Origin of the sequence: Enterococcus sp. DIV0187 (assembly GCF_051713785.1) — a bacterium.
GTDB lineage: Bacteria > Bacillota > Bacilli > Lactobacillales > Enterococcaceae > Enterococcus_A > Enterococcus_A avium.
Genome location: NZ_JBIOQO010000001.1, coordinates 3,532,429 through 3,556,861, shown reverse-complemented (window position 1 = coordinate 3,556,861; position 24,433 = coordinate 3,532,429). Strand labels below are relative to the sequence as shown.

The following is a 24,433-nucleotide window of genomic DNA, read 5'->3' as shown; positions in this document are numbered from 1 at the left end:
AAAAATGAAAAAGAATGTAAAAAGCAAGTTGCTTTTTACATTCTTTTTATTATTTTTAGACTAAAACGTAATCAAGCGAAAGACCTCATGTTCCTAGTTTTACCAATCTGAGCTTGCACCGCCTCCGCCAGAGCTTCCGCCGCCAAACGAATCTCCGCCGCCTGAGGAATTGTCTCTGTCATATCTGTCGCGGCTAAAGCTGCTTATATTCCACAGATTCTTGTGATGATAATAAACGGAGTATTGTTTCATTTCTTTCTTTTTCTTCACAAACAAATCCTTGAGCTTCAAAGTTCCAAAGGCGTAGTAAAAATGATAATATCGTGGCTTTTTGTTTTTTAGTCGTTTATAGCGCTTCACAATTTTTTCTCTAGCAATTACTACTTCCGCCTCTTTACTATGAATCATTTTTCTAACCGAATAGCGTTGAAATTTCGGATCGTCTTTCTTTAGATCCTTCTTTAACTCAGCAGCAAATTCTCTACGAGCTTTCCAATAAATATAAAGCTTTAACACTGGCGGCTCTAAAAAGGCATAAAGGATTACGACCATAACCAACACTGGAAATACATAATTCCCAATAATCTCCCTCGTATTTTTACCAGCAAAATGTTTTTCAAAGAAACCCGCTTCAAAATCCTTGATCGTTTTCTTTCCTATTAAAATGTGATTAATATTGTCTGTAACGATTTTGACTCCTGCATCATAATTTCCCTTGCGGAAATACTCCTTCGCTTCTTCAGTCATAAGCTCCATCGCTAAGGCATCTGGGATGTGGCCCTCCAGCCCATAACCTACTTCAATCCGTTGTTTACGATCCTTCACCGCGATCACATATAAGACACCAGAATCATGTTCCTTATCCCCAACCCCTAACTGGTTAAATATCTCGTTGGCAAAGCTCTCGATCGATTGATTATCTGGTAGCTGCTCCAAAGTCACGACTGCCAGCTGAGGACTTAGCTTTAGTTCTTTATATTTTTGATTGTATTGATAGATTTGTTCTTTCGTTTCGGAGGACAACACGTTCGCATGATCCTCCACATAGATATTTTCCGCCTGGACTGTACCGCACCAGAATAACCCAAACAGTACTAACGAGAAAAAATAAAGTACCCGCTTCATTTTCCTCACTCCCTTTGCTTTTTCTCAATTATGGCGGTTCTTCACCTGCTATGCAATCGCTTTTTTAGAATCTATTTATTGTTGAAAAATCAACCTCTACTCGCTAAAAATCTTTTTTCCAATATTATTTCGCTTTTTTGGGCAAATAGTTTCAGGAATATGCAAAAAAAGCATTTACAATGTAATTGTTTTCTGTTTATAATTATTTTAAATAAAAGAAGATCAATGCTAGTTTTTTCAGATTTTCTTTTATCAATTACGAGAATATTTTCTCACTATTAAACAGGAGGGTACATCTATGTCATTAATCGGAAAACAAGTTGAAGCGTTTCAAGCGCAAGCCTATCGTCAAGGAAAATTTATCGAGGTTTCTGAAGAAGTCTTACAGGGCAAATGGTCCGTTGTTTGTTTTTATCCAGCAGATTTTACTTTTGTTTGTCCAACAGAATTAGAGGATTTACAAGACCAATATGAAAAATTACAAGAGTTAGGTGTTGAGGTGTATTCTTGCTCAACAGATACTCATTTCACGCACAAAGCATGGCACGATACATCAGATGCCATCGGCAAGATCAACTATACGATGATCGGTGATCCTTCTCATCATATCTCACGTATCTTTGATGTGTTAGACGAAGAAGCAGGATTGGCACAACGGGGAACCTTCATCATTGATCCAGACGGGATTGTTCAAGCAATGGAAATCAACGCGGACGGCATCGGCCGTGATGCCAGCAGCTTGATCGACAAAATTCGTGCTGCCCAATATGTTCGCACCCATCCAGGCGAAGTTTGCCCTGCTAAATGGAAAGAAGACGGCGAAACGTTGAAACCAAGTTTTGACTTAGTCGGCAAGATTTAAGGGGTTCTTATGTTAGATAACGAAACGAAGGAACAACTAAAACAATATTTAGCACTATTAGAATCAAAGATCGCTTTTTCAGCAAGTTTGGATGACTCTGAAGATTCGAAAAAAGTAGAAGATTTCTTGACTGAAGTCGCAGCGATGGATGATAAGATTTTGATCGAAACAAAAAACTTAAAGCGTACGCCAAGCTTTGAGATTAATCAGGTGGGTGCAGATGCTAGTGGGATCGTCTTTGCCGGTCTACCAATGGGACACGAATTTACGTCATTCATTCTAGCTTTGCTGCAAGTCAGCGGTCGGGCACCGAAGATTGATGATGTGCTGATTCAACAAATCAAATTGATTGATCGGGAGTTAGCATTTGAAACCTATGTCAGCCTAACCTGTCATAACTGCCCGGATGTCGTCCAAGCGTTGAACATTATGTCTGTGTTGAATCCAAAGATTTCGCATACCATGATCGAAGGTGGGATGTACCAAGCAGAAGTTGATGCAAAAGAAGTCATGGCAGTACCGACTGTTTTTCTAAACGATGAAGAATTTGATAGCGGTCGAATGACGATCGAACAGATTATCGAAAAAGTCAGCGGACCTTTGAGCGCGGATGAATTCGCTGATAAAGAAACCTTTGATGTTTTAGTCATTGGGGGTGGTCCTGCTGGTGCCAGTTCAGCAATTTATGCTGCTCGTAAAGGAATCAAGACCGGAATGGTCGTGGATACCTTCGGCGGTCAAGTCTTAGAAACGCTGGGAATCGAAAACGTGATCGGCACGCCTTACGTGGAAGGTCCGCAATTAATGCGTCAAGTGGAAGAACACGTGAAACAATATGATGTAGATATCATGAAAGTACAACGTGCCAAATCCATTCAGAAGAAGGATTTGATCGAAGTTGAATTAGAAAATGGTGCTCATTTAACGACAAAAACAGCGATTCTTTCAACAGGTGCTCGCTGGCGTGCCATCAATGTTCCTGGTGAAAAGGAATTTAAGAACAAAGGCATCGCTTATTGTCCGCATTGCGATGGCCCATTGTTCAAAGATAAAGAAGTTGTGGTGATTGGTGGCGGAAACTCAGGGATTGAAGCGGCCATTGACTTAGCTGGATTAGCGAAACATATTTATGTACTGGAATTTCTTCCTGAACTAAAGGCCGATCAAGTGTTGCAAGAAAAGCTTTATTCATTGTCGAATGTCACGGTAATTACCAATGCAGCAACGAAGGAGATCACCGGTTCTTCTCACGTTGAAGCATTGACGTATACGGATCGTCTAACAAATGAAGAACATACTTTGAATGTTGAAGGGGTCTTCATCTTGATTGGTCTAATGCCGAACACTGAGTGGTTAGCCGATACAGTCGCCTTGAGCGATCGTGGTGAAATTCTAGTGGACAAACATGGCGCAACCAATGTAGAAGGCATTTTTGCCGCAGGAGATTGTACAGACAGCGCATATAAGCAAATCATTATCTCCATGGGTTCTGGAGCTACCGCTGCCCTCGGTGCATTTGATTATTTGATTCGACAAACAGTTAGTTAGTAGAATAAGCCTCATTTTTCTAAAAACAGAAAAATGAGGCTTATTTTCGTTTCATGCTCAATACACTGCAAGAAGCTTAACTCGCAGCTAGCTCAGTTGAATGGTAATCATTTTTCCAAAAGCGTGAAAAATGACTTCTATTCTCGTACGCATACGATTAGGCTAAACTGCTTGTTCATTAATTTGTTAAAAAATCATATCTATACTTCAAACTTAATACACTGCGAAAGGCCTAACTCGCAAAATAATCCCCAGCCTGTTCCTACCAACAAAAAAGAACGGCTCTATAATATCTAGTGTTGGTGACGCCTTCTGTTGCCAATACTTTTTCTTTTTTCTAATAAACGCAAACAGACACCTTGAAATCCTTTAGAATAAAGTCGACGAAAACCATTCAAAGGAGTGTTTCAAGATGTCCTATTCAGAGTTTACCAAAGAGTTACTAGATATTCTAGACCTAAATCTTATCTTTCATGAAGATGCCTTTCGCAAAGAGCGAATCAATGACGAAACATGTTTTGTTTTTGATGGCACATTGACCTATCAACCAGAGGAATGCTTCCATTGTCACTATCAAAATAAGCAAACGATCATTAAATGGGGCTGGAAAAAAGTATCCATCTTATTGAATGATGTCAGTAACTACAAGACCATTCTGCGGATTAACAAACAGCGCTTCAAATGTAAACACTGTGGAAAGACTTTTTTAGCAGAAGATTCAGTTAGTGATCGTCGCTGCTCCATTGCCCGCAGAGTCAAACAAGCCAAGCCATTCTTGAGCTATTAAGTGAGCCTATTTCTATGTCTTTGATTGCACGTATGAAGCACATTTCTCCGACCACTGTCATTCGAATACTTCGCAGCCTTCGGCCTAAAACCGTTTCTTTGAACCAGCCGTTACCAGAAGTGGTGTGTTTCGATGAATTCAAATCGGTGAAAAACGTCTCGGGAGCCATGAGCTTTGTCATGATGGACGGCAAAACCCATCAACTGATTGATATTGTGGAAAATCGGCAACTCGATCCTTTACGCGACTATTTCTTGCGTTACCCTAGAAAAGTCCGTGAACAAGTGCGTCTAGTGGTTTCAGATTTCTATACACCCTATCGCACATTGGTGAAAGAGTGTTTTCCGAATGCCCGAATTGTCGCCGATCGCTTTCATATTAGCCAACACATCGGTCGAGCCTTTACCAACCACCGAATTCAAGTAATGAAGACCTTTAAAAAAGGGGATCGTCGGTCGAAGCACTTAAAGAAATACTGGAGACTACTTCAAAAGAATGCGTGGGAATTGAAGGGTCAACATCGCTACTGGCGTCCGTCATTTCGAGATCATCTGACAGAAGCGGAGATAGTCGATCGGCTATTATCTTATGATGACTCCTTAAAGCGAGGCTACGAAGTCTACCAGGATTTTCTTTCCGCCATCAGAAGACAAGATGTTCCTGAATTCGTCGCGCTCCTAAAAGAAGACTACAAGGAGTTGCCAGAGCACTACCAACCAGTGTTCACGACCTTCAAGAAATACCAAACAGAAATCAAACGAGCGTTGCGCGTTCCCTATTCCAACGGCCCTATAGAATGTTTGAACAACCATATCAAAGTACTAAAACGAATTGCCTATGGCTTTAGAAACTTTCAAAACTACCGAGAACGAATCTTTTTATATCGAGGAAAATATTTCAAGAAAACTAAGAACACTACCCAACTAACTAAAGCCAGAACAACAACACGGCTAGACAAGATAGCTGTCTAGCCGTGTGAGTATCTTGATTATTCTATTGAATTTCTTCACCAACACTCATTGACGAAGAGCCAAAAGAACGGGATGGGGATTTATCTATAATTATGTCTTTATACAAGACTTTCTTTTTGCAAATCCATGTAAAGCAAGACTCTAGCCATTTTCTTCGAAGTCACTCTGCGAACTTCTCTCGGAATAAACTGATGGATCTCATCTTCGTTGTAACCGACTTGGAATTTCGTTTCATCAAAAACAAGCGGACGTCTCAATAAGCTTGGATATTTTTCGATGATATCGACCAATTCGCTTAGAGATAGCTCATCGAAATCAACGTCTAATTTTTCATAGACCTTTGAACGTGTGGAAATAATTTCATCTGTTCCTGTTTCAGTCATTGAGAGAATTTCTTTAATTTCGTCCTTCGTTAACGGATTAGACATAATATTTCTTTCTTCAAACTCAAGTCCATTTTCTATTAACCAAGCTTTTGCTTTCCTACATGATGTACAACTAGCTGACGTATACAATTTAATCATTTTACATTCACCCTTCTAATTCATTATTTTAATAACACGAGTTGTTCTACACCTATTACAATACAAGATTTACAGGCATATGTTAAACAATTCACTTTCTTAAGTATCAAAAAATGATACTTAGTCACAATGAAAAATTTTATATTATAACTTAAAATAATACTTATTCTAAATAAGGTATACATGACATGATAGAAAGATTATAAGTAGTACAAGCTTTATAAAGTTTCTTGTATAGAAACATTAGATAACACTCGTAATGTACAAAAGAGGTGATTACTCAATTATTTCTTTAACAAAGTAAAAGATGATTGAGGATGATAAAATAGTTCTTTTTATTATTATTTAGTTTTTCTCCTAAATATAAGCTAGCATTGTTAATGTTATTAGAGGTCTCTAAGTGATCATTTGAATGACTATGGTATCAAGTTCTGTTTGTTATAATTATTTCCATTTTTCTGACACGCTATGTTCGTTTTCCAAAGAATCTATGATTACGTTTTAGTGTAGTCAATAGCTTTCTTACTATTTACTATCTCTAAAAAGAATAATTCCGCGAATCAAACGGTTCTGTTTGAATATTAAGCAACAATTGAACATATTTATGTGTCATCATCAATAATTTGCCATTCGGACCTATTTTCCAATAACGATTTTTTTACCTACAATTTAGCTCTTCTACATTTTTTAACCGAGTCTGAATTAACATTTTTGGTGTGTAACACCTAGCTCTGTGATTGAAAGCTTTTTAGTTTAACTTCACAAATAAGTTGGACGTAGAACAAATAGAAAGTCATTTAGATAATCTTATCATTCAGAATAACGACTAAATACGCAAAAAAAGCACCGTCTGAAATCCTATGATCTCAAACGGTGCTTAACTTGTCTTAACTAATAACGGTCACAGTTACTGAACGACGTCCCCATTGGATACATTGTTCAACCGTTGGAAAATGGACATCAATAATATTTCCTTTGATGGCACCACCGGTATCACCAGCGATTGCAATTCCATAGCCAGATACTTCTACCATTGAACCTAATGGAATGACACTTGGATCAACAGCTACAACCTGTGGGTTTTGACGTAAGTCGATCCCCATCGCTGTAAAAAATGTATTCACTGACTCTGCACATGAATAACCCGTTGATTCCATTTGCATCGTACGACCGGATGTCGTCGGTGTGCTTGGTGCTGGTTGCGCTGGTTCTTGTTTTGGTTGTTCACTTGTTTGTGTTGTTTGTTGTGAACTTGACGCTGATGCAGCTGGTTTTGACGATTGTGCAGAGGCTTGCGATGACGCTTCAGCCCTCGCCTTTTCTTGTGACTGTGCTGTCGCAGCTTTTGATGCTTTTTCAGCTTCCGCCGCTTTTGCAACCTCGGATGCTTTTGCTTCTTTCTCCGCTTGTGCTTTTTCAGCAGCTTGGCGGGCTTTTTCTACTTCTTTGTCTTGGCTGATTTTTTCTAAACTAGTTTTATTATCGGCTAACTCTTGCTTCAAGTTGGCCATTTTTTCATCTAACTTCGTCGTTTCAGCTTCCAGACTTTGACTATTTTGTTTTAATTGGGCTTGTGTTTTTTCTTGTGTTGCTTTTAATTCAGTTAATTTTTCTTTGGCCTCGCCTAGACTAGCAACTTTTGTTTTCTCTGCATTTTGGATAACGGACATCGCAAAGGCACGATTCAAAAACTCACCAAGATCCTTTGATTCCAATAATGCATTAATCGAACGATCCGTCATACCATTGACTTGAGCAGTTTTCATCCGCTCTGCAATTGCTTCTTTACGCTGTTCAATCTTCTTTTCTGTTTCCACAATATCTGTTTTGGTCTTTTCCAAAACTGCTTCATTCTCACTGATTTTTGTCCGAATATCGTTAACTTCTTGATATTTTTCGTTGACATCATTCAGTGCGATTTGTAACTCTCCGCTGATCTTGTCGCTTTGTCGGGCGATTGCGGATTCTTTTTTATCTAACTCATTCAGTGACTCTGCCTGTGCAAAGACTGGTAAAAGTACGTTAGCACCCAACAATAGCGTGGCAACGAACCCAAACGTTTGCTTTCTCACTTAAAAGTCCACCTTTCTATTTACCCTCAGTTATTATACGAGAAAATGACGGACTTTTTGTTTCACCAACATTACATTTCATTACAAAACGAAACATGTTTTAGTAACATTTGCTTTATTTTTCCTAGACACCATAAAAAAGATAGTCCCTTCAAGCTTTGAAAGGACTATCTTTTGTCATATTTTTGTAATATTATTTTTTTCGCAGCTCTTTAGATAACTGGCGAATTTCCTCTAAAGGGCTTTTTATTTCCTTCGATTTCATATTTGGGAAGCTATTCAAGAAGCGGCGTTCTTGGAAATTCAGCCTTGGCAGTTGTTTACGCCACTCAGGCTGTTCTTTGATTTCAGCCATCCAACCCTGGCGACGTTCTTCAGCTGCTACCTTTAATTCTCCAAGATCTGCTTGCAGCTGTTCTTTCTTATCTTGGATCGTAGCACTCATCTTGTTTATCGCCTGACGCAATGATGCAAGGTTCGCTAGGGTAAAACCTAGATCAAAACTTGTTAGCATTAATAGAAACATCGGTAGAAAAATTCCAAAGCGCTGCTGCCAGCTGTTCACGACAGTCATTAAATAAGGGTTTAAGACGCGAACGATAAACACACAGGCAATGCCCCAAAAGATGGAGACTGGTATGGCCACCCGTCCATTGATATTCAATGGAACATCCTTATAATCCCATAATGTTAGATGAAAAATTTTCTCTAATAAAAAGCTGGTCAGATATTCCAAGGCGGTCACGAGAATCAGAGCTAAGAAAAACAGGAGCACGATATTCTGCTGATAGGGCTCAATAAAATAAAGCACACCAACGACTCCAAAACCGTAGATCGGTGTGATCGGTCCTAATAGGAAGCCGCGATACACGAAATGTTTCGCCTTGATCGAACAATAAATCGTCTCCCATAACCAACCAATAAATGAATAGCAAAAAAATAAGAGCACAATGATCGTAAATATTTTTTCCATTTTCTTCCTCCATTAAACGAATGCTTGGCTTTCATTATTCCACGGATAGTCAGAAAATGCTAGTTTCATGGGTAAAGCTTCCACAATGTGCCTTGTGCTTAACTTTAGAAAGCGTCCTGCCTGTCTAACTATTGAATTCTCTATAGGAAATGAACTTGGTTCTGCATAACCTTGTGGATAGTCCGCTTCAACTGTAGCAGCGAAAACTCTTGTAGCTACCTTTCAGTTAACATTTTTTCGCTAACTAGACTTGTCCATTAAGTGTTGTATTTTCTGTAGCCAATTTTTCGGAAAATTTCGTTGACTCAACCCAACGAAGTAAGTAATCGACTATAAAAATGGCTGATTCAACACATTAGAAAGCACTTATTTTTTTCATGTATTTACAATTAAAGCTTGTTTTTAACGGTTCCTCCCTTTATGATTTTTATATAGAAAACGTTTTTATCGAAGGACTATTGTTACTATATCTGTATATTTATTTTAAACATTGTCACTTTCAGTAATTGAAAATTATCGATTTATTATTTTCGTAAAAAGTTTTATTTAGTCAAAAATATTGACTTCAAAAAAGTAGGAGGTAACGACGATGGATTTTCGCACAACTTTAGGAACCAGCAATAAACGCCGCTTGTTGTTGTTAGAGCATTTATACTATCAACGAGATGGTCTATCTAGTGCTCAATTATTAAGCTTGCTGAACTGTTCCCTGCCGATCCTATTGAACGATATCGATTTGATCAATTCTGAAAAACCAAATGTCCTCCAAATTCTCAAAGTGAAGGGCTTGTTTCGTCTTGTCATGGATAAATCAATGAGCCTCGGGAGTATCTATGCGGATTTTCTAAATGCCTGTCCTGAATTTCAAATCATCGAGGAACTTCTGTATGAAGAATGCGAAAATATTACTGCACTCTCTAAAAAACTATATTTAAGCTCTTCTAATACTCAACGGTATTTAAAAAAAATCGAAACTACCCTAACTGAAGCAGGAATGGAACTTCATTATCGTCCACTACGATTAGAAGGAAACGAAGGTGAAATTCGAAATTTCTATTATCGCTTTTATACTGAACGACAAAGTGCCTTCGAAAGTACTCTGCCTAAACTACCGACTGAGCATTATCACATCATCGAAACATATATCCAAGAGTTTATCGAAATGAACTGTATTCATGAGAAATATGTTTATGAGAAACGTTTGATCTACAATATGTATATTAGTTTTTGGCGACTAAAAAGCGGACATGAGTTTCCTAAAAAAGAATTAAGAAGAAATGCCATTCTTCTTCCAACAGGTATTTCCTATAATAAATTAAAGCAGGCCGTTAAAGAAGGGGTAGGATTGAAGCTCACTATGGACATGATTCAAGACACTCTCTGGCTAACTTTTTCAGACGCTATTGTCTTTAGTTTGCTACATCGAGAAGTCGCATTACTGGATAATCCTAAATACCGAAGATTATTCGTGCAACACTATGCTTTAGCTAAAGAATTTGATGAGATGTTAGGAAATCGCCTCAGCAACTTGAATCGTTTAGATATCGCCACTGTTTTATGCAACGATTTATACTTGTGTGATCCAAATGGAAAATATATTGGCGTACTCTGGCGTAATCGTTCTGTATTTGTCGAACAAGCTTCAAAGGTTTATCAGCGCGGCGTTCAAAAAATCCGTACATTGGTAGAACGATTTGTGAAAAAATATAATATGTATCAAGAAAAGGACTTTATCCAAAATTATGTGTATCTATTAATCACGACAGAAGTATATAGTATGGAATGGCTGGCAAGTCAGGATCAACCGCTAAAAATTTTGTTATTATCTGATTTAGCCCCAACAGAAGAGACCTTTTTAGCAAAACAGATTTCTGAAAATATCTATGGTAACTTCACTATTACGCACTTTGAAAAATTATCGGGTGGTTTACCTAATCTAAAAAAAGAATTGAAAAATTATGATTGTCTAATCACAACAGGTTCATCCGAAGGTTTGCCAAAAGATTACCCAGTCGTCGTGATTGATCCATTCATCACTAATCAAAGCAGGAATTTCATTCAAGAAACAATCAGCGATCTCTCAAAGCAACATGAGCTATCTAAAATTGAAGAAGTTACAAAGGAGTGAAAGAATTTTTCACTCTTTTTTATTTGACCTGTCTTCTAAGCAATGAATAGCTTTTCTGACAATTCTAAGTATATTCTTCGGACTTGTTTGACAAGTAAGTTACAATAGAAGCGATCCTATTTTGCTTATTAGCTACTTTATATATATTGGAGGAACCTACATGTTTCAGCTTTTACGTTACGCCAAAGATTATCGTAAACAGATCATCCTTGGCCCATTTTTCAAATTTTTGGAAGCCGTCTTCGAACTGATCCTGCCGCTATTCATGGCTCGCTTGGTTGATGAAGGCATCGCCCGCCACGATCAAAGCAGGGTGATCGAGATGACAGTCGCCATGCTGGGTCTATCGATCGTTGGACTGCTCTGCGCTTTAGTCTGTCAATATTATGCTTCGATCGCCTCACAGGGTTTCGGCACTGTTTTGCGAAATCGCTTGATGGAAAAAATCAACAGCTTTTCCCATAATGAGTTAAATCGCTTCGGCACGGATACCTTGATCACTCGCATGACTAATGACATCAATCAAATGCAGGGGGCTCTGGCGATGCTGATTCGTCTAGTTGTTCGTGCACCATTTTTAAGTATTGGTTCGGTTATTATGGCGTTTTACATTGATTGGCAGATGGGCCTGATTTTCTTAATTTTACTCCCTCTTTTCTGTCTGATACTCTTTTTGATTATTCATTTTTCAGTGCCGTTATACAAAAAAATTCAGCAAAAACTAGATCAGTTGAATCTATTGGTTACTCAGAACTTGAGCGGTGTCCGCGTGATTCGCGCCTTTGCTCGGACAAAGACAGAAACCAAGCATTTCAATGAAGAAACCGAAGTCATTTCTCGCTTAAATCAGCGAGTAGCGAACATTTCTGCGCTGCTCTCTCCTAGCACGACCTTAATTATGAATGCCGGCGTTGTTGCCCTGCTCTATTTTGGCGGCTTCAAAGTTAATATTGGTCATTTAGAGCAGGGACAAGTCTTGGCCTTGATCAACTATATGAACCAAATGCTCCTAGCCTTGATCGTCGTTTCCAACCTAGTCGTGCTCTTCACTCGCGCAGCAGCTTCTGCCAATCGTATCAATGAAGTCTTTGCTACCGACACGACTTTAGCTGATAATGGCACGATTAAAGAAGCAGATGAACAAGCGTCATTGATTGGTTTCAATCACGTCGATTTTCGTTATACAGAAAAATCAGGACTTGCTCTACAGGATGTTTCCTTCACCTTACAGGAAAACAAAATCCTCGGTATTACCGGGGCAACAGGTAGTGGAAAATCTACCTTAATCAGTTTGATTCCGCGTTTTTATGATGCTTCCAAGGGAACGGTGAGCTTCGCTGGAGGCAATGTTAAGGATTGGACACTGGACAGCTTGCGTTCTGAGATCGCAATCGTTCCCCAAACAGCAGTCTTATTCAGCGGAACGATCCGGGAAAATCTGCAATGGGGCAAATCCGACGCAACAGATGAAGAATGTTGGCAAGCTTTAGCCACCGCTCAAGCTAGCGAATTCGTCGAAACCTTGCCCAAAGGATTAGATACAATGATCCTGGAAAATGGAAAGAACTTCTCTGGCGGACAGCGTCAGCGTTTGACGATCGCCCGCGCATTAATCCGCAAACCAAAATTGCTGATCTTGGATGATTCCTTATCCGCCTTGGATTATCAAACTGACTTAGATTTACGCCAAGCGTTGAAACGTGATCTAGATTGCGGCGTGATCATTATTTCGCAACGTTTGCGTTCGATCCAAGACGCTGAAACGATCTTGTTGATGGATAATGGAACAATCGCAGCACAAGGAAAACATGAAATCTTGCTGCAGGAATCCACACTTTATCAAGAGCTGGTCAAATCTCAAGAGGAAGGCGGGGCTGCTCAATGATCAAGAAGAAAAACTTTTTCCGCTCATTAAAATTGTTCATCCCTTACCTAGCTGCTTATCCGAAGGAATTGATCGCGGCGATCATTCTGGGAATCGCCAGCGGAATCACCTCGGTGCTGATGACCTATTACATCGGTGTCGCTGTCGATCAGATGGTTAATCAAGGGGCCGTTGATTTTACCCGGCTCTTCCAGATTCTTCAATTGTTTGTCGGAATCTTTTTAGTAACAGTGGTCAGTCAATACTTTATTCAACGCTTGGGGAACACCGTAGCGTTTGACTCAGTCGCTAAATTGCGGGAAGAAACCTTCACTCATTTGAATAAGCTGCCATTGAGCTATTACGATCAAAGCTCAAAAGGCGATATCGTCAGCCGCTTTACGAATGACATGGATAATATCTCTACCGCGATTTCTGCGGTCTTCAATCAGGTATTCTCCGGCATGACCGTCGTCTTAGTCGCTTTAGTCTTTATGCTGTATCTAAGTCCAATGTTGACATTAGTTGTATTGGTGGCAACCCCGATCATCTTTTTGATCACCTATATCGTGGCTCGTACTTCGCAGCAATACTTTACCAGCCAGCAGCAATTAGTCGGTTCAATCTCGGGGTTCATTACGGAAATGGTGGGCAATCAAAAAATCGTCAAAGCCTTCCAACGTGAAAACCAAAACCAAACGAACTTCGAAGCCTTGAATCAAGAGCTCTATGTTCGTGGACAAAAGGCACAATTCGCGTCATCATTGACTAATCCCTCTTCACGTTTTATTGACCATCTAGCGTATCTGATGGTTGGGCTCGTGGGTGGATTGTTAGCATTAAAGACTGACAGCGGAGTGACGATTGGGATCATTTCCAGCTTTACGATCTATTCCAGTCAATTTACGAAGCCATTTATTGAACTATCTGGTATCACGATCCAGATTCAAACAGCCATCGCCGGACTCGATCGTTCCTTTGAATTACTGAAGGAACCCGTTGAGCAAGCCGATGATCCGGATGCGATTACGTTATCGGATGCAAAAGGAAAAGTGGTTTTCGAGCATGTGGACTTTGCTTATCAAAAAGACCAGCCGTTAATCGAAGACTTCAATTTAACCGTTGAACCAGGTGAAACCATCGCTATTGTCGGAAAAACCGGTGCTGGAAAATCGACCTTGGTTAATCTTCTGATGCGCTTCTATGAAGTCGATAAAGGCAAGATTGCGATTGATGGCACAGATATTCGTCATTTAACCCGTGATAGTTTGCGGCAACAGTTCGGGATGGTCTTGCAGGAAACGTGGTTGATGGATAGTAGTTTAAGAGCCAATCTCCGTTACGGTCGCAAATCAGCCACCGATGAAGAAATCTATTCTGCATTAAAAAATGCCTATATGTATGATTTTGTGATGCGTTTGCCAGATAAACTAGATACGATCGTTGGCGAAGCTGGCATCAAGCTTTCGGATGGTCAGCGGCAATTGTTGACGATCGCCCGTACCATGATCAGTCAGCCATCAATGCTGATCCTTGATGAAGCAACCAGTTCCGTCGATACCTTGACTGAACAAAAAATCCAAAGTGCCTTTCTTGCAATGATGAAAAATCATACCAGCTTTGTGATTGCTCATCGCCTATCAACGATCCAAAACGCTGATCAGATCCTGGTTCTAGATCACGGGCACATCCTTGAAGTCGGCAATCATCAGGAACTCCTGCAAAAAAACGGATTTTATAAAAAGTTATATGAGGCTCAGTTTTCACAGAGTTGATTTTTTTAGACAAATTATTATAGATTTCATTTTTTCATCAATCATACTAAGAAAGAACGTAGAATGAGTTAGCATCTCTCCACCTTCTTTCTTAGTATGGTTTTTTGTTTGTATTGTTCATACATATATTTTTCCATTTGTATCATATAAAACTTAAACGATACATCGCTAGAGATAACAAGACTCATATCAAATTTGCAAAAACTTGAAGATGTCTCCCACATAAACAAACACTAAAACAGCTTTATCAACTTATCCTATCGTATAACGACAAGCTGGAAGTGTTCGGTTTTGTTGAAGAAGCACTCTTTAATTGGCATTCTTTCTAACCTGAACATAAAAAATCAAGGTAAAATTGAGTTTGAAATGATGGATCAAGTTCGTTAAAATTGGAAAAAGAAATGTATGAAAAAAATCTAGATGTAAAAAAACATAATATTTATGTGATGGCAAACGATATCAGAAAAAATAGGTTGGATAGGGCCATTGTACTCTGTTGCAACGGTCCGACTTAACTTTCCATTTTCTTCTACAAAGAAAAGTAGTGACTATCAAATATTTGTAATACCTGTACTAATAAATTTGTAGTCAGGCATATTCCAACGGAAGAAGGTCCAAGATGAAGGCTGGTGAATTATTAAAACAATTAACTGCGAATCCTTTTCATGAGGACTACAAGGGTATTTATACCCGTTTAGGCGGTAATCTGATTCAATTTACTACTGCAAAACCCGATGATGAAGGAAACCTTGTGTTTTTTCGTCAGAATAGAAAAGCTCCAATGACAATAAAGACATTATTTGCGATTTTACTTCTTCACAAAAATAAGCGGCTATTTTTTTGGAATAACAGAAAAATTGCTATATACAGGTACAGTGTAAATTGTGGGAAAATTATCGTATAAATACTTAATTTCTAAGATTCCTTTTCTAAAGCTATTAACTGAGTCAATTTTATAATTTATCAAACATCATCATACACATAATCAATTCTATTTTATAACGGATACGCCAGTAACTCACTTAAGTTGCAAAAAATTACGTTGCCAATTGACTAAATCCCTTTATAATTAGTTTCCAATAGCCTTTCATTAATTAAATGTCACCTGTAGGAATCGAATCTACGACTAGACAGTTGTGAACCATCTGCACCACCCAATTGAGCGAAGGATGCGCAAAAAGACTAGTAGAGAGTTTGATGACCCTCACTAGTCTCAAAAAAAATACTTCTGTTGGCGTTACACTAAGACATCTTGTTGTATCCAACTATTTTATATGTCAGTATAACAAAAAACGATTACATGCGTAGGGGACAATCTTTTTTTGATGTTACTAGAGATTACTCGTTATACCCATTTATTTGAGAATAGTTTTATTTTTTTCCCTAGAATTAGATTGATTCCCAGTCATGAATAGCGCAAGTTCTCCCCCGGGGTTTCCTTAATCCAAAAGTAGTTTTGGTCCATTGGAAACTCTTCGAAAAACTCGATATTAGACAAAAAGACTAATATCGAGACTTTTTACCACTGAGCTAAAAGCTCAAACAATTCTTCCAACAGACCTTCCTGATAGCCTGCTAGCTTCTCCATCTTCATCAAGTCTCGGACTGCTATTAAGCTAGGCTCATTGATGGAGCCTAATTGCCTGAGGTGTTCCTCTGATAGCTCTACCTCTTTTGGAACCTTGCGATAGGCCGCTTCATCCATTAGCAACAAAACAACCTGTGGAGCAAAGCGCCGCAGAATTTTCTGGGCTATCTGCAGCCCTGCAGGATCAAGATCACCTGAATAAAAAATCTCAACGCCGCTGGCAGTAAGCTTTTCCGCTATTTTCCAGACCGAATAACGAAATTGCCCGCTGGAGCACACGATAGGTAGCTGAGGAAAAGCACCGCAGATAATCGAAAAAACACCGGAATTTTCAATGAATAGAACCTTGTTTCCCACAAACGGTACAATCCGATCGACCTCTAAAATATGCTTCAGGGGAACATTCCATGCGATAGCCGATTGAGCTGCCGCGGTCCACATCTGGACCTCTTTTCCTTGTTGATAGGCGGTCAACCCGTTTATTTGAACCGCATTGAAGGAGTCATCCTTTAACAAATAAAAATTTTCATAGACCGCGTTTTCCCATTCAGCATCGCCCATATAGGCAGGCTCTTGAGTGACCAGTCGTGTGATTGACTCTAGGTAATCGAAAAACAAACGTCCGCTTACGGTGGACCGATCTAAACGATGCGGATCGCGAAACAAATGATAAGAAAAATAGGGCAGTTTCTCAAAGTGATCGGGTAAATGATCCAACGCCTTTTTCAGATTGGTCAGACCCACTGATAATATGTCTTGATCAGTTTTAAAGCTTTTTAACCAGCTTTTCTTTTTCTCCGTTGATAAATAGGCTTCATGACCTGAGAGGCTTTCTTGTAGCATGCTTTCAAAACGCTGATACTCACGCTGCTCTGCCTGAAAAATCTCCTGCTTGTAGCTTAACGGCTGTCCAAGCACCGATTCAAGCACCGTTGAAAAAGATAGACTGGCAAAGCGACTTTCCTGATAACTTTGAAGAAACTTGGTCACCGAGATACTGTGCCTTTTTGACCATTCCCATTCACTAAAACCCATGAAATGCATCAGCTCTGACAGCTCTTCTTTAGAAAATTTTTGAAAGCCAACGCTTTTACCAAAATTACCTTGATGGTAAAACTTTCGCGCGAGTTCAGTAAAAAATTTTCGAAAAGCCGGGCTGTCAAAATACTGCAAAGCCGCTTTCTTTAAACCCTCCTGTGCTGTCATTCTTCAAGCACCAACTGAAGCTTTCGTCCATTCCAGTGATAGCAAAGCAACGAAACTACCGCGGAATTCTTAGGTCGGATCAGTTCATAGGTATTCAGGTTCGTGACTGTTGAAACCTCTCCCTGTAATGATTGAGAGTTCATAACATAGTTAAAACCCAATTGTTCACAGGCCTCAAACAATCCAGAGATGTTCTTATCATCGATCCCCGCAAATGCTTCATCTAAAGTAATGATGTATGGCGCATTCGCACTAGCATCCTGATAGCGGGAATAGACTGCCGCAAATAACGGTAGGTACATCGCAATCGCTTTTTCTCCTCCACTAAACTTGAAGAATTGATTGTTGTTCATCGTCTTGAAATTAACATCTCCTTTTTTAAAGGACAGTTGAAATTCAAACCAATTCCGATAATCTAGAATATCCCTCAGTGTATCGTACAAGCTTTCATTCCCTTCATCCCCCGCCTGCAGCTCCTTCGCAAAATTGATCTTATCCTCAAAGTGATTACGAATGGCTAATAGGTCGGTATCTTGTAGGGTTTCTACTGGTTTCTTCAGCAGGGCGATCAAACGCGAGGTCGATAATTCATCTTTGTGCTCTGGATCCTTCGGCAACCATTTTAAGGACAGCGTCAAGCCGGAAGAATTTTCTTTTCCCTGCCGTTTCAACAATTGATCCATTTGAGCCACCCATTTTTGCGCCTTTTCAATCGAACGGCGCAACACCTGACCGACAGAATCGAAAATGATTTGACGGAAAAGCTGCTCGTCCTCTTGACTCAAGTAAAGACGAGTCGTCTCGATCTGCTGCTCAATTTTTTCTTGGACTGTAAATGGATCTTCATACTGACCGTCGACATCCAAATTGACGATTTTTTGGTTGTTCATCATGCGCCAATATTCCAGCTCTCTAGTAGATAACAGTTCCTCTTCCAAAATCGATTGCTCGATACGAACTACCGGCCGATATTCTAATAAATCATTTTCAAAACGGCGATAGGCATTTTCAAAGACCTCTTCACTTTTCGCCAGCTTATCTGAATCCACTGGGTGAGCTTCTGTCTTGGCTAATTCAACAAAGTCGGTAATCCTGTCTACTTTAAAACGCAATGTTTCCGCACGGTAAGTCTTTCCCCACAGTTCCTCCATTTGCTGAAGCTCGATTTCCTCTTGGGTGACACGTTCTAGGTCAGCCTCGGCTTTGGTTTCCAGCTTGATCAAGGCCTCCTTGCGATTCATCAAGCTACGTTCGTTTTCGTCTAATTCCTGCTCCTCTTTCTTAAAACGACGAAATTCCGACTGTAGCTTCTCGATATCTTCTAACGACTGTTGCGCATAATTCTCAGCTAAAAACTGTTCAGTTCGTGATAAGGTCCGACTGATTTCCCCTTGGTCAAACAGAAATTCCGCTTGTTCCTCCTGTAGATCCTTAATGTATAAGTCTTTTTCTCCATGACGCGTTTGGTCATTGATGAGTTGTGCATGGTTCAGCCGCAAATCTTCCAAAGTATCCACGAAATCACCGATAGACTTGATGCCATCGGTCAATCCCTCATAGGTCTTCGAACCATAATAATCCGAGAGTACCTTGTCAAAGGTGAACCGGGTCTGCTGCAGCTCCTGCAGCAATTCGCTCAAGCGCTGCCGAAGCTGTTGAAGCTGCCATTGATCATCCTTCAGCTGCATCTCAGCCTTCTTCAATTCACTCTTCGCCATCTGAAAATCAGCGTCGGTTGGGAATTGCCGCACCTCCTCAGCTAATTTTTCTTCCCACTGATCCAACTGATCTATTTGATTCATCAGTTCATTTTGTTGCACCTTTAGCTCTGTGATCAGCTGATCTAGCTCAGTAATTTTCCGTTCACGAAATTCTTCACGACTCCGTTTACCGATATAGCTAGCTTGATAATCCATATGAGCTTCTCCCTGCAGCAACGCCACCGAATAGCTGCCCGATGGAGTCATCGTAATACCTGCGTCTAACGTTTCAGAGGTAATCTGGATCTCATGCAAAATCTCCGTCACTAAATTTTGATACGCTGCTGATAGACTGGTCTCCGGTTGCAAGTAATCCGCCAATGTTTCTCCTAATACGATCGCTCCGGTCGGCTGAAGCTGGCGGTCACTTTCGATCGTCAAGGAATCAATTGAGACCAAGGCATCCAACAGACCAACTTCAGCAATCGCCGATTCTAATCGATTTCGACTCTCCATATCGATCTCCTGCTGGAAATCGACCGTTTCGTAAAAGCTGTAAAATTTCTGCTTTTTCCCTACTAAGTGTTCACGATTCTCAATCGTTGCGGCAGTCCGTAAAGGGATTGGATCTTGCTTTTTTAGCCAATTCTTCCGTTCAGTTTGGTACTCCGCTGTTTTTTGCTCCAGCTCCCTTAAACGGTTCGTCAGCGGATAGCGCTGCTGGTTCAATTCCGCTTTGATTTTTTGAATACTTTGATAAAGCGGCTCCTTCAGCTGTTCAAAGCTTTGCGAGGTCTCTCCCAAGGTCTCTATATTTTGGATCAACTCAATAAAATGATCACTGGATAGATCAAAAGAAAAAGCTTGCTTCCATTGATAGATATTCTCTCGCAATTTTTCCAATTCTGTGCCAGCAAATTCTTCCCAATGCTTCAAATGCTTTTGATCCGTTTCAACTCTCTGCTCCTGCTCACCAACTGCTGAATCGGCAGTCTTTTGTTTTTCCCGCAGCTTATCGATTTCGATCAAGTGCTGTTTAGCTTCCCCTAATTGTTCCTTTTTCTCATGAAGCTGCTTTTTCCAATATGTCAAATGAGCGTCTACCTCTGGCTGGAGCAGCTGCCGTTTAATCTCTTCCGTTTCCTCCTCAAAAGCAAAAGCCGACGCATAATCAAATAAGCTTTCAATATATTCCGTCCGTTCATTTTCAGAAACGGCGATCTTTCGAGCAAGGGCTTCTAGCTGATTGATTTCTTGATCAAGCTGCTTCTCCTTTTTCTTCAATTTCTCTTGAATTTTTTGTAGCTCAGCTTTTTTTTCTGCCAGCTGTTTCTCCAATCGTTGTCCTTCTTCAACTAATTTTAGTCGATCATCCATCTGTAATTGCTGTAGGCTCTTCTGTACAACCTCTTTCCGGATCATCAGTGCTTCAGATTGCTTCCTATTTTCCGCCAGCTCAGTTTTAGTCGCGGTTAATTCCTCACTAAGTGCTTGATGCTGTTGCGTGATCTGACTCAATAAGTTCTTCTTTTCTAGCCAAGTTGAAGCTAATTGACCAATTTTTTCGCTACGATAAGGACGGTAAGCCTTTAATAAGCTTTCTAGTGACTGAGTCTCGATCTCTAGCTGCTCCAGCTGCTCTCTATAAGAATCAATCTGATTAATCGTTTGCGACAAAGGTTGCAGATCATCATCTTTCAAGGGTGGTAAAGAAGCGGTGAGAATTTCGTAAATTACCGTTGGCTTGAAATCTTTCGACAACTTCGGACTTCTCAGCTGTATCAACAGCTTGATCAGCTCATCGAATTGCTCCAGCGACTGAAAACCGAAGATCCGTTGATTGATGAAGGCTTCATAATCCTTTTGCTTGGTAAAAACCTTCCCTTTACCCTCAATTTCCAACTTATTTCTCAAGCGTTTCAAGGTCAGCGGTTGAAATTGATCTGCTCCTAGCATCTCCACCAAATCAATTCCATCAAGACCAACCCTAGTCCCATCGGTGATCACAAAATACCATTTATTCAGGCTGCCACCTCGTCTGGCCGACAAGCCGATCCCTGAAGTAAAATACTCATCCGTACCTTTTTTTCGATATTCCAACATCAAATAGCCGATCCGTTCAGACTGATTGGACACCTCTTCCTCGCCCAACAGATAATCCTCCATCCGCCGCGCATTCGAGCCGAAGGAATCAAGCCTTTTCGTCTCTGTTCGACCATCCAATAGCACCGGCAGCAGGCTTTGCATTGTGACTGATTTTCCAGAGCCATTCGTTCCCCGCAATAAAATCTTCCCATCGGCAAAATTGAAAATTTGATTGTCATAATACCAAAAATTAAATAGTCCCGCTCGACTAAGCTGCCATTTATTTTCCTCCACTTGTTGTATCCCCTTCCTTTTCCGTGTTCAGATATCCGATTGTTCGTGCAAATGAAGGGAATATGACCACATCCGTTTCATCATGAGTTAAGAAATGATGATCATAGGCTGTTTTCAGCAGTGTTTCGTCCAATTCAGTCAATGTCAGCTCACGATATTCCTTGGACCAATACTCATCATTTGTATCCTTCAGTTTTTCAACAATCGCTCGCCACGCTACTCGTGACAAATGAATCCGCCCGTATTCATCATAATCTTGATCAGCCAGCCGAAAGACCTCCGCAAGCTGTAGCAAAATCTCATCCACCACTCGGAAAGCCGGAAAATAATTTCCGCCTCTGCGGCGATTGATCGAAAGAATCGCCGTATCTCTCGTCAATTCAAAGCGGAAAGAGGTCTGTTCCCAAAATTTTTCGATCGAAGTATATTGATTTCTCAAATACTCAAAATCAGAAAGCGTCTCCTCTGTCCGCAAAAGTACCGGTTCTAAAAGCAAGCGTTGATACACCCGATGGGGTCGCTCAATTGGATACATTCGTTCAAAGCTAGCCTGCATTTCCGAAAAATCCTCAAAATCACTATAAGATTCCGGCCGCTGTCCCAAGAAATAGCGGCTGTAGACCGTGACCTGATACAGCACATCGCCACGATTTTCTCCCTCGCTTAAGAAATCCTCAGTCTCTCCTTCAATCACTTCGATCAAACGAAATTCCACCATCTTTTTCAAAACACGTACTAAACTTCGGCGATGGCGATAGTTGGTCCAATCAACAAAATTTTCTCGCGGATAGCTGTGCTGGAGCTCCTCCACCAATTCACTCAGTAAGAAGGCTTCCTTTTCATTCTTTTCTTCTGTGTACGCCATGGCACACATCATCAAAGCATAATCCATTTGATCCGAAAAGCCCTCGATCCCCATCCAAGGCATCGGCTTGATTGGCCGCTTTTGCACCTGAAAAAAACGCGGATGATAAATCAAATTCAAGCCAAAGCGTTCATTTAAAATTTTTCGAATCTCTTTGCGATTGCGCAGGATCATTCGATACAACTCTGGCTGCTCATCCCGAATAATCCAGAACTGTTCAAACAAGCTCTCAAGTGCTAAAAAAACATCCTCATTCATCGCTTATGGTCTCCTTGATCTTCATAGTCACTTGCGGCATCTCCAGTAGTCCATCTTCAGAACGAATCGTAATCCGCTTCTCAGGCTGGATCATGATTCCCACTTGATAGCCTAAATTGGTGGAAACGAGCCGTTCCTCTTCAAACACTTGGACATCCTTTGCTAGGCTACTACTGATCCATTGAAGAAAAACCACACGAATCTCACTTGGAACCATTAGATCATCTGTCAAACGGATCTCACCATCCGTTATAAACTGGGCGATTTTGGTCTGTAATTCATTTTTCTTTTCAGCAATCTCCACTCTTTGCTGTTCTTTTAGTTTGCGATCGACTGTATAGGTGATCGTTCGCTGACTAAGGAGCGACTTGCGGCTGCGGGAATCAAGCTGCAATACCTCTGGCGATAAATTCCAAATACTTTCGTTTTTTGTTCCTTCAATCGGTTCGACACCATAATAATGCTTCCATGTCAGACTGCCAAAAATCGAGGCAAAACGATTCGCCGCTTCATCACAGGAAGCGACTTCGTCAAACCAGTGCGCCAATTGTAAATAATCCTTACGACGACTTTGATATTGCTTGAACTGACTGCTCAGTTGCTGGATCAAACCAGTCATCCGACGAATCATCTGTTCGGTCAAACGAATCAAGGTGGAAAATTCACTCGTTTTATCGCCCTCATCAATAAACCAGCGTTTCATCGTTTGAAAACTACCAAAAAGTTCACTCTTGATCCGTTCCTGATCCAACTGAAAACCATCGATTCGAGGAATCCTTCGCTCACGCGCCAACATACTCTCAAAAACCAATTTCAGCTTCTCCTGAGAAACCAGTTGCAGTTGGTGCTCAATCTGATAATGCAGACCTTGAACCGTTACAATAAAATCTCGTAAATATTGGACAAATTGATCCTTGTAAATCAAAAATTTCTCCGTCTGCATGTAGTTTACTACCGCTTCATTCGCAAGATAACCCATATAATTCGAAGTATTCCGTTGAATATCGCTAAACAAACGGACAATTCTTTCCCATAACTTGTGTGTTTCCTCTTCATCAAAAAGATCAGATTGAACTAGCTCCTGCAAGCCATCCAATAACTCCTGGAAAACATTTTTATCTAGTCTCCCTTGACTGTTGCCACTTACAGTCCCTAATCGTTCCAGCATCTCCTCAATTTGGATACTCGTTTCCGTAATCTGATAACGGTAACGACGATTCTTATACTCCTCGATACTTTTAGGTTCTCCCATCTCCTGCCGACGCGAAAGGTTGCCCCATTGATATAGCTGATCTAGATCCTGATCAACCTCTCGCTCGCCATAATAACCATCAAATTTTTCTTGAACATATGTCAATACATCATCACGATAAAGAAGCATATTCATTTGACGATGCTGGGTAAAGAAATAATGCATCACCCAGCGATAACGTTCTACATTTTCCGCATTCAAGTAAGCAGTTTCTTCTATCCGACCTAATTCCTGACTCCCACTCAAACTCAAAGCCCTCCTGTTTTTAATGTAGCCATTATACCACTCATAAAAAGAAAGATGTGAATCACTCACCACATAGTTAAACCCAAGTTGGGTGAATAAGCTACACTAGACCAGACAGAAAAGGCACTTGTCTCTCCATATACTTTTTGGATTTGAGTCAATACATCGGACATGATTTAAGAGTTTTTTTGAGATTCCGACGGATTAGCCTCTCATCGTTTCGACCAGCCATCAAACAAAATTTATTTGATTGCTGATCGAAATGATGAAGGAATTCTCCAGCGGAATGCTCACAAAAAATTGTAGGTGG

The 24,433-nt window shown here is 40.3% G+C and carries 14 protein-coding genes and 1 pseudogene; 7 read left to right on the top strand and 8 right to left on the bottom strand.

Annotated features, from left to right (window positions below):
- Positions 1 to 99 precede the first annotated feature (99 nt).
- The gene (locus IGI52_RS17400; protein ID WP_438781907.1) at positions 100 to 1,125 is read right to left on the bottom strand and encodes a TPM domain-containing protein; all 1,026 of its coding nucleotides are present in this window, start codon (positions 1,123 to 1,125) and stop codon (positions 100 to 102) included.
- Between the two features lie 298 nt (positions 1,126 to 1,423).
- Between IGI52_RS17400 and ahpC the strand changes: the two genes are divergently transcribed.
- From ahpC to IGI52_RS17385, 3 genes and pseudogenes are all read left to right on the top strand, one after another.
- A complete protein-coding gene (ahpC, locus tag IGI52_RS17395) occupies positions 1,424 to 1,987 on the top strand; it encodes an alkyl hydroperoxide reductase subunit C (RefSeq protein WP_216407792.1) in 564 nt (187 codons plus the stop codon).
- 9 nt (positions 1,988 to 1,996) lie between these two features.
- On the top strand, positions 1,997 to 3,535 hold the full coding sequence (ahpF, locus tag IGI52_RS17390) for an alkyl hydroperoxide reductase subunit F (protein WP_438781906.1): 1,539 nt from the start codon (positions 1,997 to 1,999) through the stop codon (positions 3,533 to 3,535).
- 412 nt (positions 3,536 to 3,947) lie between these two features.
- Positions 3,948 to 5,293 (top strand): annotated as a pseudogene (locus IGI52_RS17385) (ISL3 family transposase).
- A gap of 98 nt (positions 5,294 to 5,391) precedes the next feature.
- Here the strand turns inward: IGI52_RS17385 and spx are convergent.
- The 3 genes from spx to IGI52_RS17370 all read right to left on the bottom strand — a co-directional run bounded on the left by spx (position 5,392) and on the right by IGI52_RS17370 (position 8,862).
- Positions 5,392 to 5,817: a transcriptional regulator Spx gene (gene spx / locus IGI52_RS17380; RefSeq protein ID WP_438781905.1), complete on the bottom strand. Its 426-nt coding sequence runs from the start codon at positions 5,815 to 5,817 to the stop codon at positions 5,392 to 5,394.
- Positions 5,818 to 6,704: 887 nt separating this feature from the next.
- Positions 6,705 to 7,889: a 3D domain-containing protein gene (locus IGI52_RS17375; protein ID WP_438781904.1), complete on the bottom strand. Its 1,185-nt coding sequence runs from the start codon at positions 7,887 to 7,889 to the stop codon at positions 6,705 to 6,707.
- A gap of 193 nt (positions 7,890 to 8,082) precedes the next feature.
- A complete protein-coding gene (locus IGI52_RS17370; protein ID WP_438781903.1) occupies positions 8,083 to 8,862 on the bottom strand; it encodes a putative ABC transporter permease in 780 nt (259 codons plus the stop codon).
- Between the two features lie 589 nt (positions 8,863 to 9,451).
- On the opposite strand from IGI52_RS17370, the gene IGI52_RS17365 reads away from it, so the two are divergent.
- The 4 genes from IGI52_RS17365 (at position 9,452) to IGI52_RS17350 (ending at position 15,533) form a co-directional block, all read left to right on the top strand.
- Positions 9,452 to 10,990 (top strand): helix-turn-helix domain-containing protein, encoded by a 1,539-nt coding sequence (locus IGI52_RS17365; RefSeq protein ID WP_216407797.1) that lies wholly within the window; start codon positions 9,452 to 9,454, stop codon positions 10,988 to 10,990.
- A 160-nt stretch (positions 10,991 to 11,150) separates the two neighbouring features.
- The gene (locus tag IGI52_RS17360) at positions 11,151 to 12,875 is read left to right on the top strand and encodes an ABC transporter ATP-binding protein (protein WP_438781902.1); all 1,725 of its coding nucleotides are present in this window, start codon (positions 11,151 to 11,153) and stop codon (positions 12,873 to 12,875) included.
- Positions 12,872 to 14,629 (top strand): ABC transporter ATP-binding protein, encoded by a 1,758-nt coding sequence (locus tag IGI52_RS17355; protein ID WP_438781901.1) that lies wholly within the window; start codon positions 12,872 to 12,874, stop codon positions 14,627 to 14,629. Before IGI52_RS17360 ends, IGI52_RS17355 begins: the two co-directional genes overlap by 4 nt.
- Positions 14,630 to 15,248: 619 nt before the next feature.
- The gene (locus IGI52_RS17350; RefSeq protein WP_438781900.1) at positions 15,249 to 15,533 is read left to right on the top strand and encodes a hypothetical protein; all 285 of its coding nucleotides are present in this window, start codon (positions 15,249 to 15,251) and stop codon (positions 15,531 to 15,533) included.
- A gap of 615 nt (positions 15,534 to 16,148) precedes the next feature.
- On the opposite strand, the gene IGI52_RS17345 is transcribed toward IGI52_RS17350, so the two are convergent.
- From IGI52_RS17345 to IGI52_RS17330, 4 genes are read right to left on the bottom strand one after another with little or no spacing between them, the layout of a single operon-like run.
- Entirely contained in the window at positions 16,149 to 17,423 is a 1,275-nt protein-coding gene (locus tag IGI52_RS17345; protein WP_216407808.1) for a TIGR02679 domain-containing protein, read from the bottom strand.
- Positions 17,420 to 21,502 (bottom strand): TIGR02680 family protein, encoded by a 4,083-nt coding sequence (locus IGI52_RS17340; protein WP_438781899.1) that lies wholly within the window; start codon positions 21,500 to 21,502, stop codon positions 17,420 to 17,422. The genes IGI52_RS17345 and IGI52_RS17340 overlap by 4 nt, the downstream gene beginning before the upstream one ends.
- Complete coding sequence (locus IGI52_RS17335; RefSeq protein ID WP_438781898.1) at positions 21,489 to 22,625, bottom strand: TIGR02678 family protein; 1,137 nt, start codon at positions 22,623 to 22,625, stop codon at positions 21,489 to 21,491. The genes IGI52_RS17340 and IGI52_RS17335 overlap by 14 nt, the downstream gene beginning before the upstream one ends.
- Positions 22,618 to 24,123 (bottom strand): TIGR02677 family protein, encoded by a 1,506-nt coding sequence (locus tag IGI52_RS17330; protein ID WP_438781896.1) that lies wholly within the window; start codon positions 24,121 to 24,123, stop codon positions 22,618 to 22,620. Before IGI52_RS17330 ends, IGI52_RS17335 begins: the two co-directional genes overlap by 8 nt.
- Between the last annotated feature and the right edge of the window lie 310 nt (positions 24,124 to 24,433).

What these genes read in the sequence shown, in the direction of transcription:
- IGI52_RS17400 (WP_438781907.1), bottom strand. Translation starts at nt 1,125, where the DNA reads ATGAAGCGGGTACTTTATTTTTTCTCGTTAGTACTGTTTGGGTTATTC.
- ahpC (WP_216407792.1), top strand. Translation starts at nt 1,424, where the DNA reads ATGTCATTAATCGGAAAACAAGTTGAAGCGTTTCAAGCGCAAGCCTAT.
- ahpF (WP_438781906.1), top strand. Translation starts at nt 1,997, where the DNA reads ATGTTAGATAACGAAACGAAGGAACAACTAAAACAATATTTAGCACTA.
- spx (WP_438781905.1), bottom strand. Translation starts at nt 5,817, where the DNA reads ATGATTAAATTGTATACGTCAGCTAGTTGTACATCATGTAGGAAAGCA.
- IGI52_RS17370 (WP_438781903.1), bottom strand. Translation starts at nt 8,862, where the DNA reads ATGGAAAAAATATTTACGATCATTGTGCTCTTATTTTTTTGCTATTCA.
- IGI52_RS17365 (WP_216407797.1), top strand. Translation starts at nt 9,452, where the DNA reads ATGGATTTTCGCACAACTTTAGGAACCAGCAATAAACGCCGCTTGTTG.
- IGI52_RS17360 (WP_438781902.1), top strand. Translation starts at nt 11,151, where the DNA reads ATGTTTCAGCTTTTACGTTACGCCAAAGATTATCGTAAACAGATCATC.
- IGI52_RS17355 (WP_438781901.1), top strand. Translation starts at nt 12,872, where the DNA reads ATGATCAAGAAGAAAAACTTTTTCCGCTCATTAAAATTGTTCATCCCT.
- IGI52_RS17350 (WP_438781900.1), top strand. Translation starts at nt 15,249, where the DNA reads ATGAAGGCTGGTGAATTATTAAAACAATTAACTGCGAATCCTTTTCAT.
- IGI52_RS17345 (WP_216407808.1), bottom strand. Translation starts at nt 17,423, where the DNA reads ATGACAGCACAGGAGGGTTTAAAGAAAGCGGCTTTGCAGTATTTTGAC.
- IGI52_RS17335 (WP_438781898.1), bottom strand. Translation starts at nt 22,625, where the DNA reads ATGAATGAGGATGTTTTTTTAGCACTTGAGAGCTTGTTTGAACAGTTC.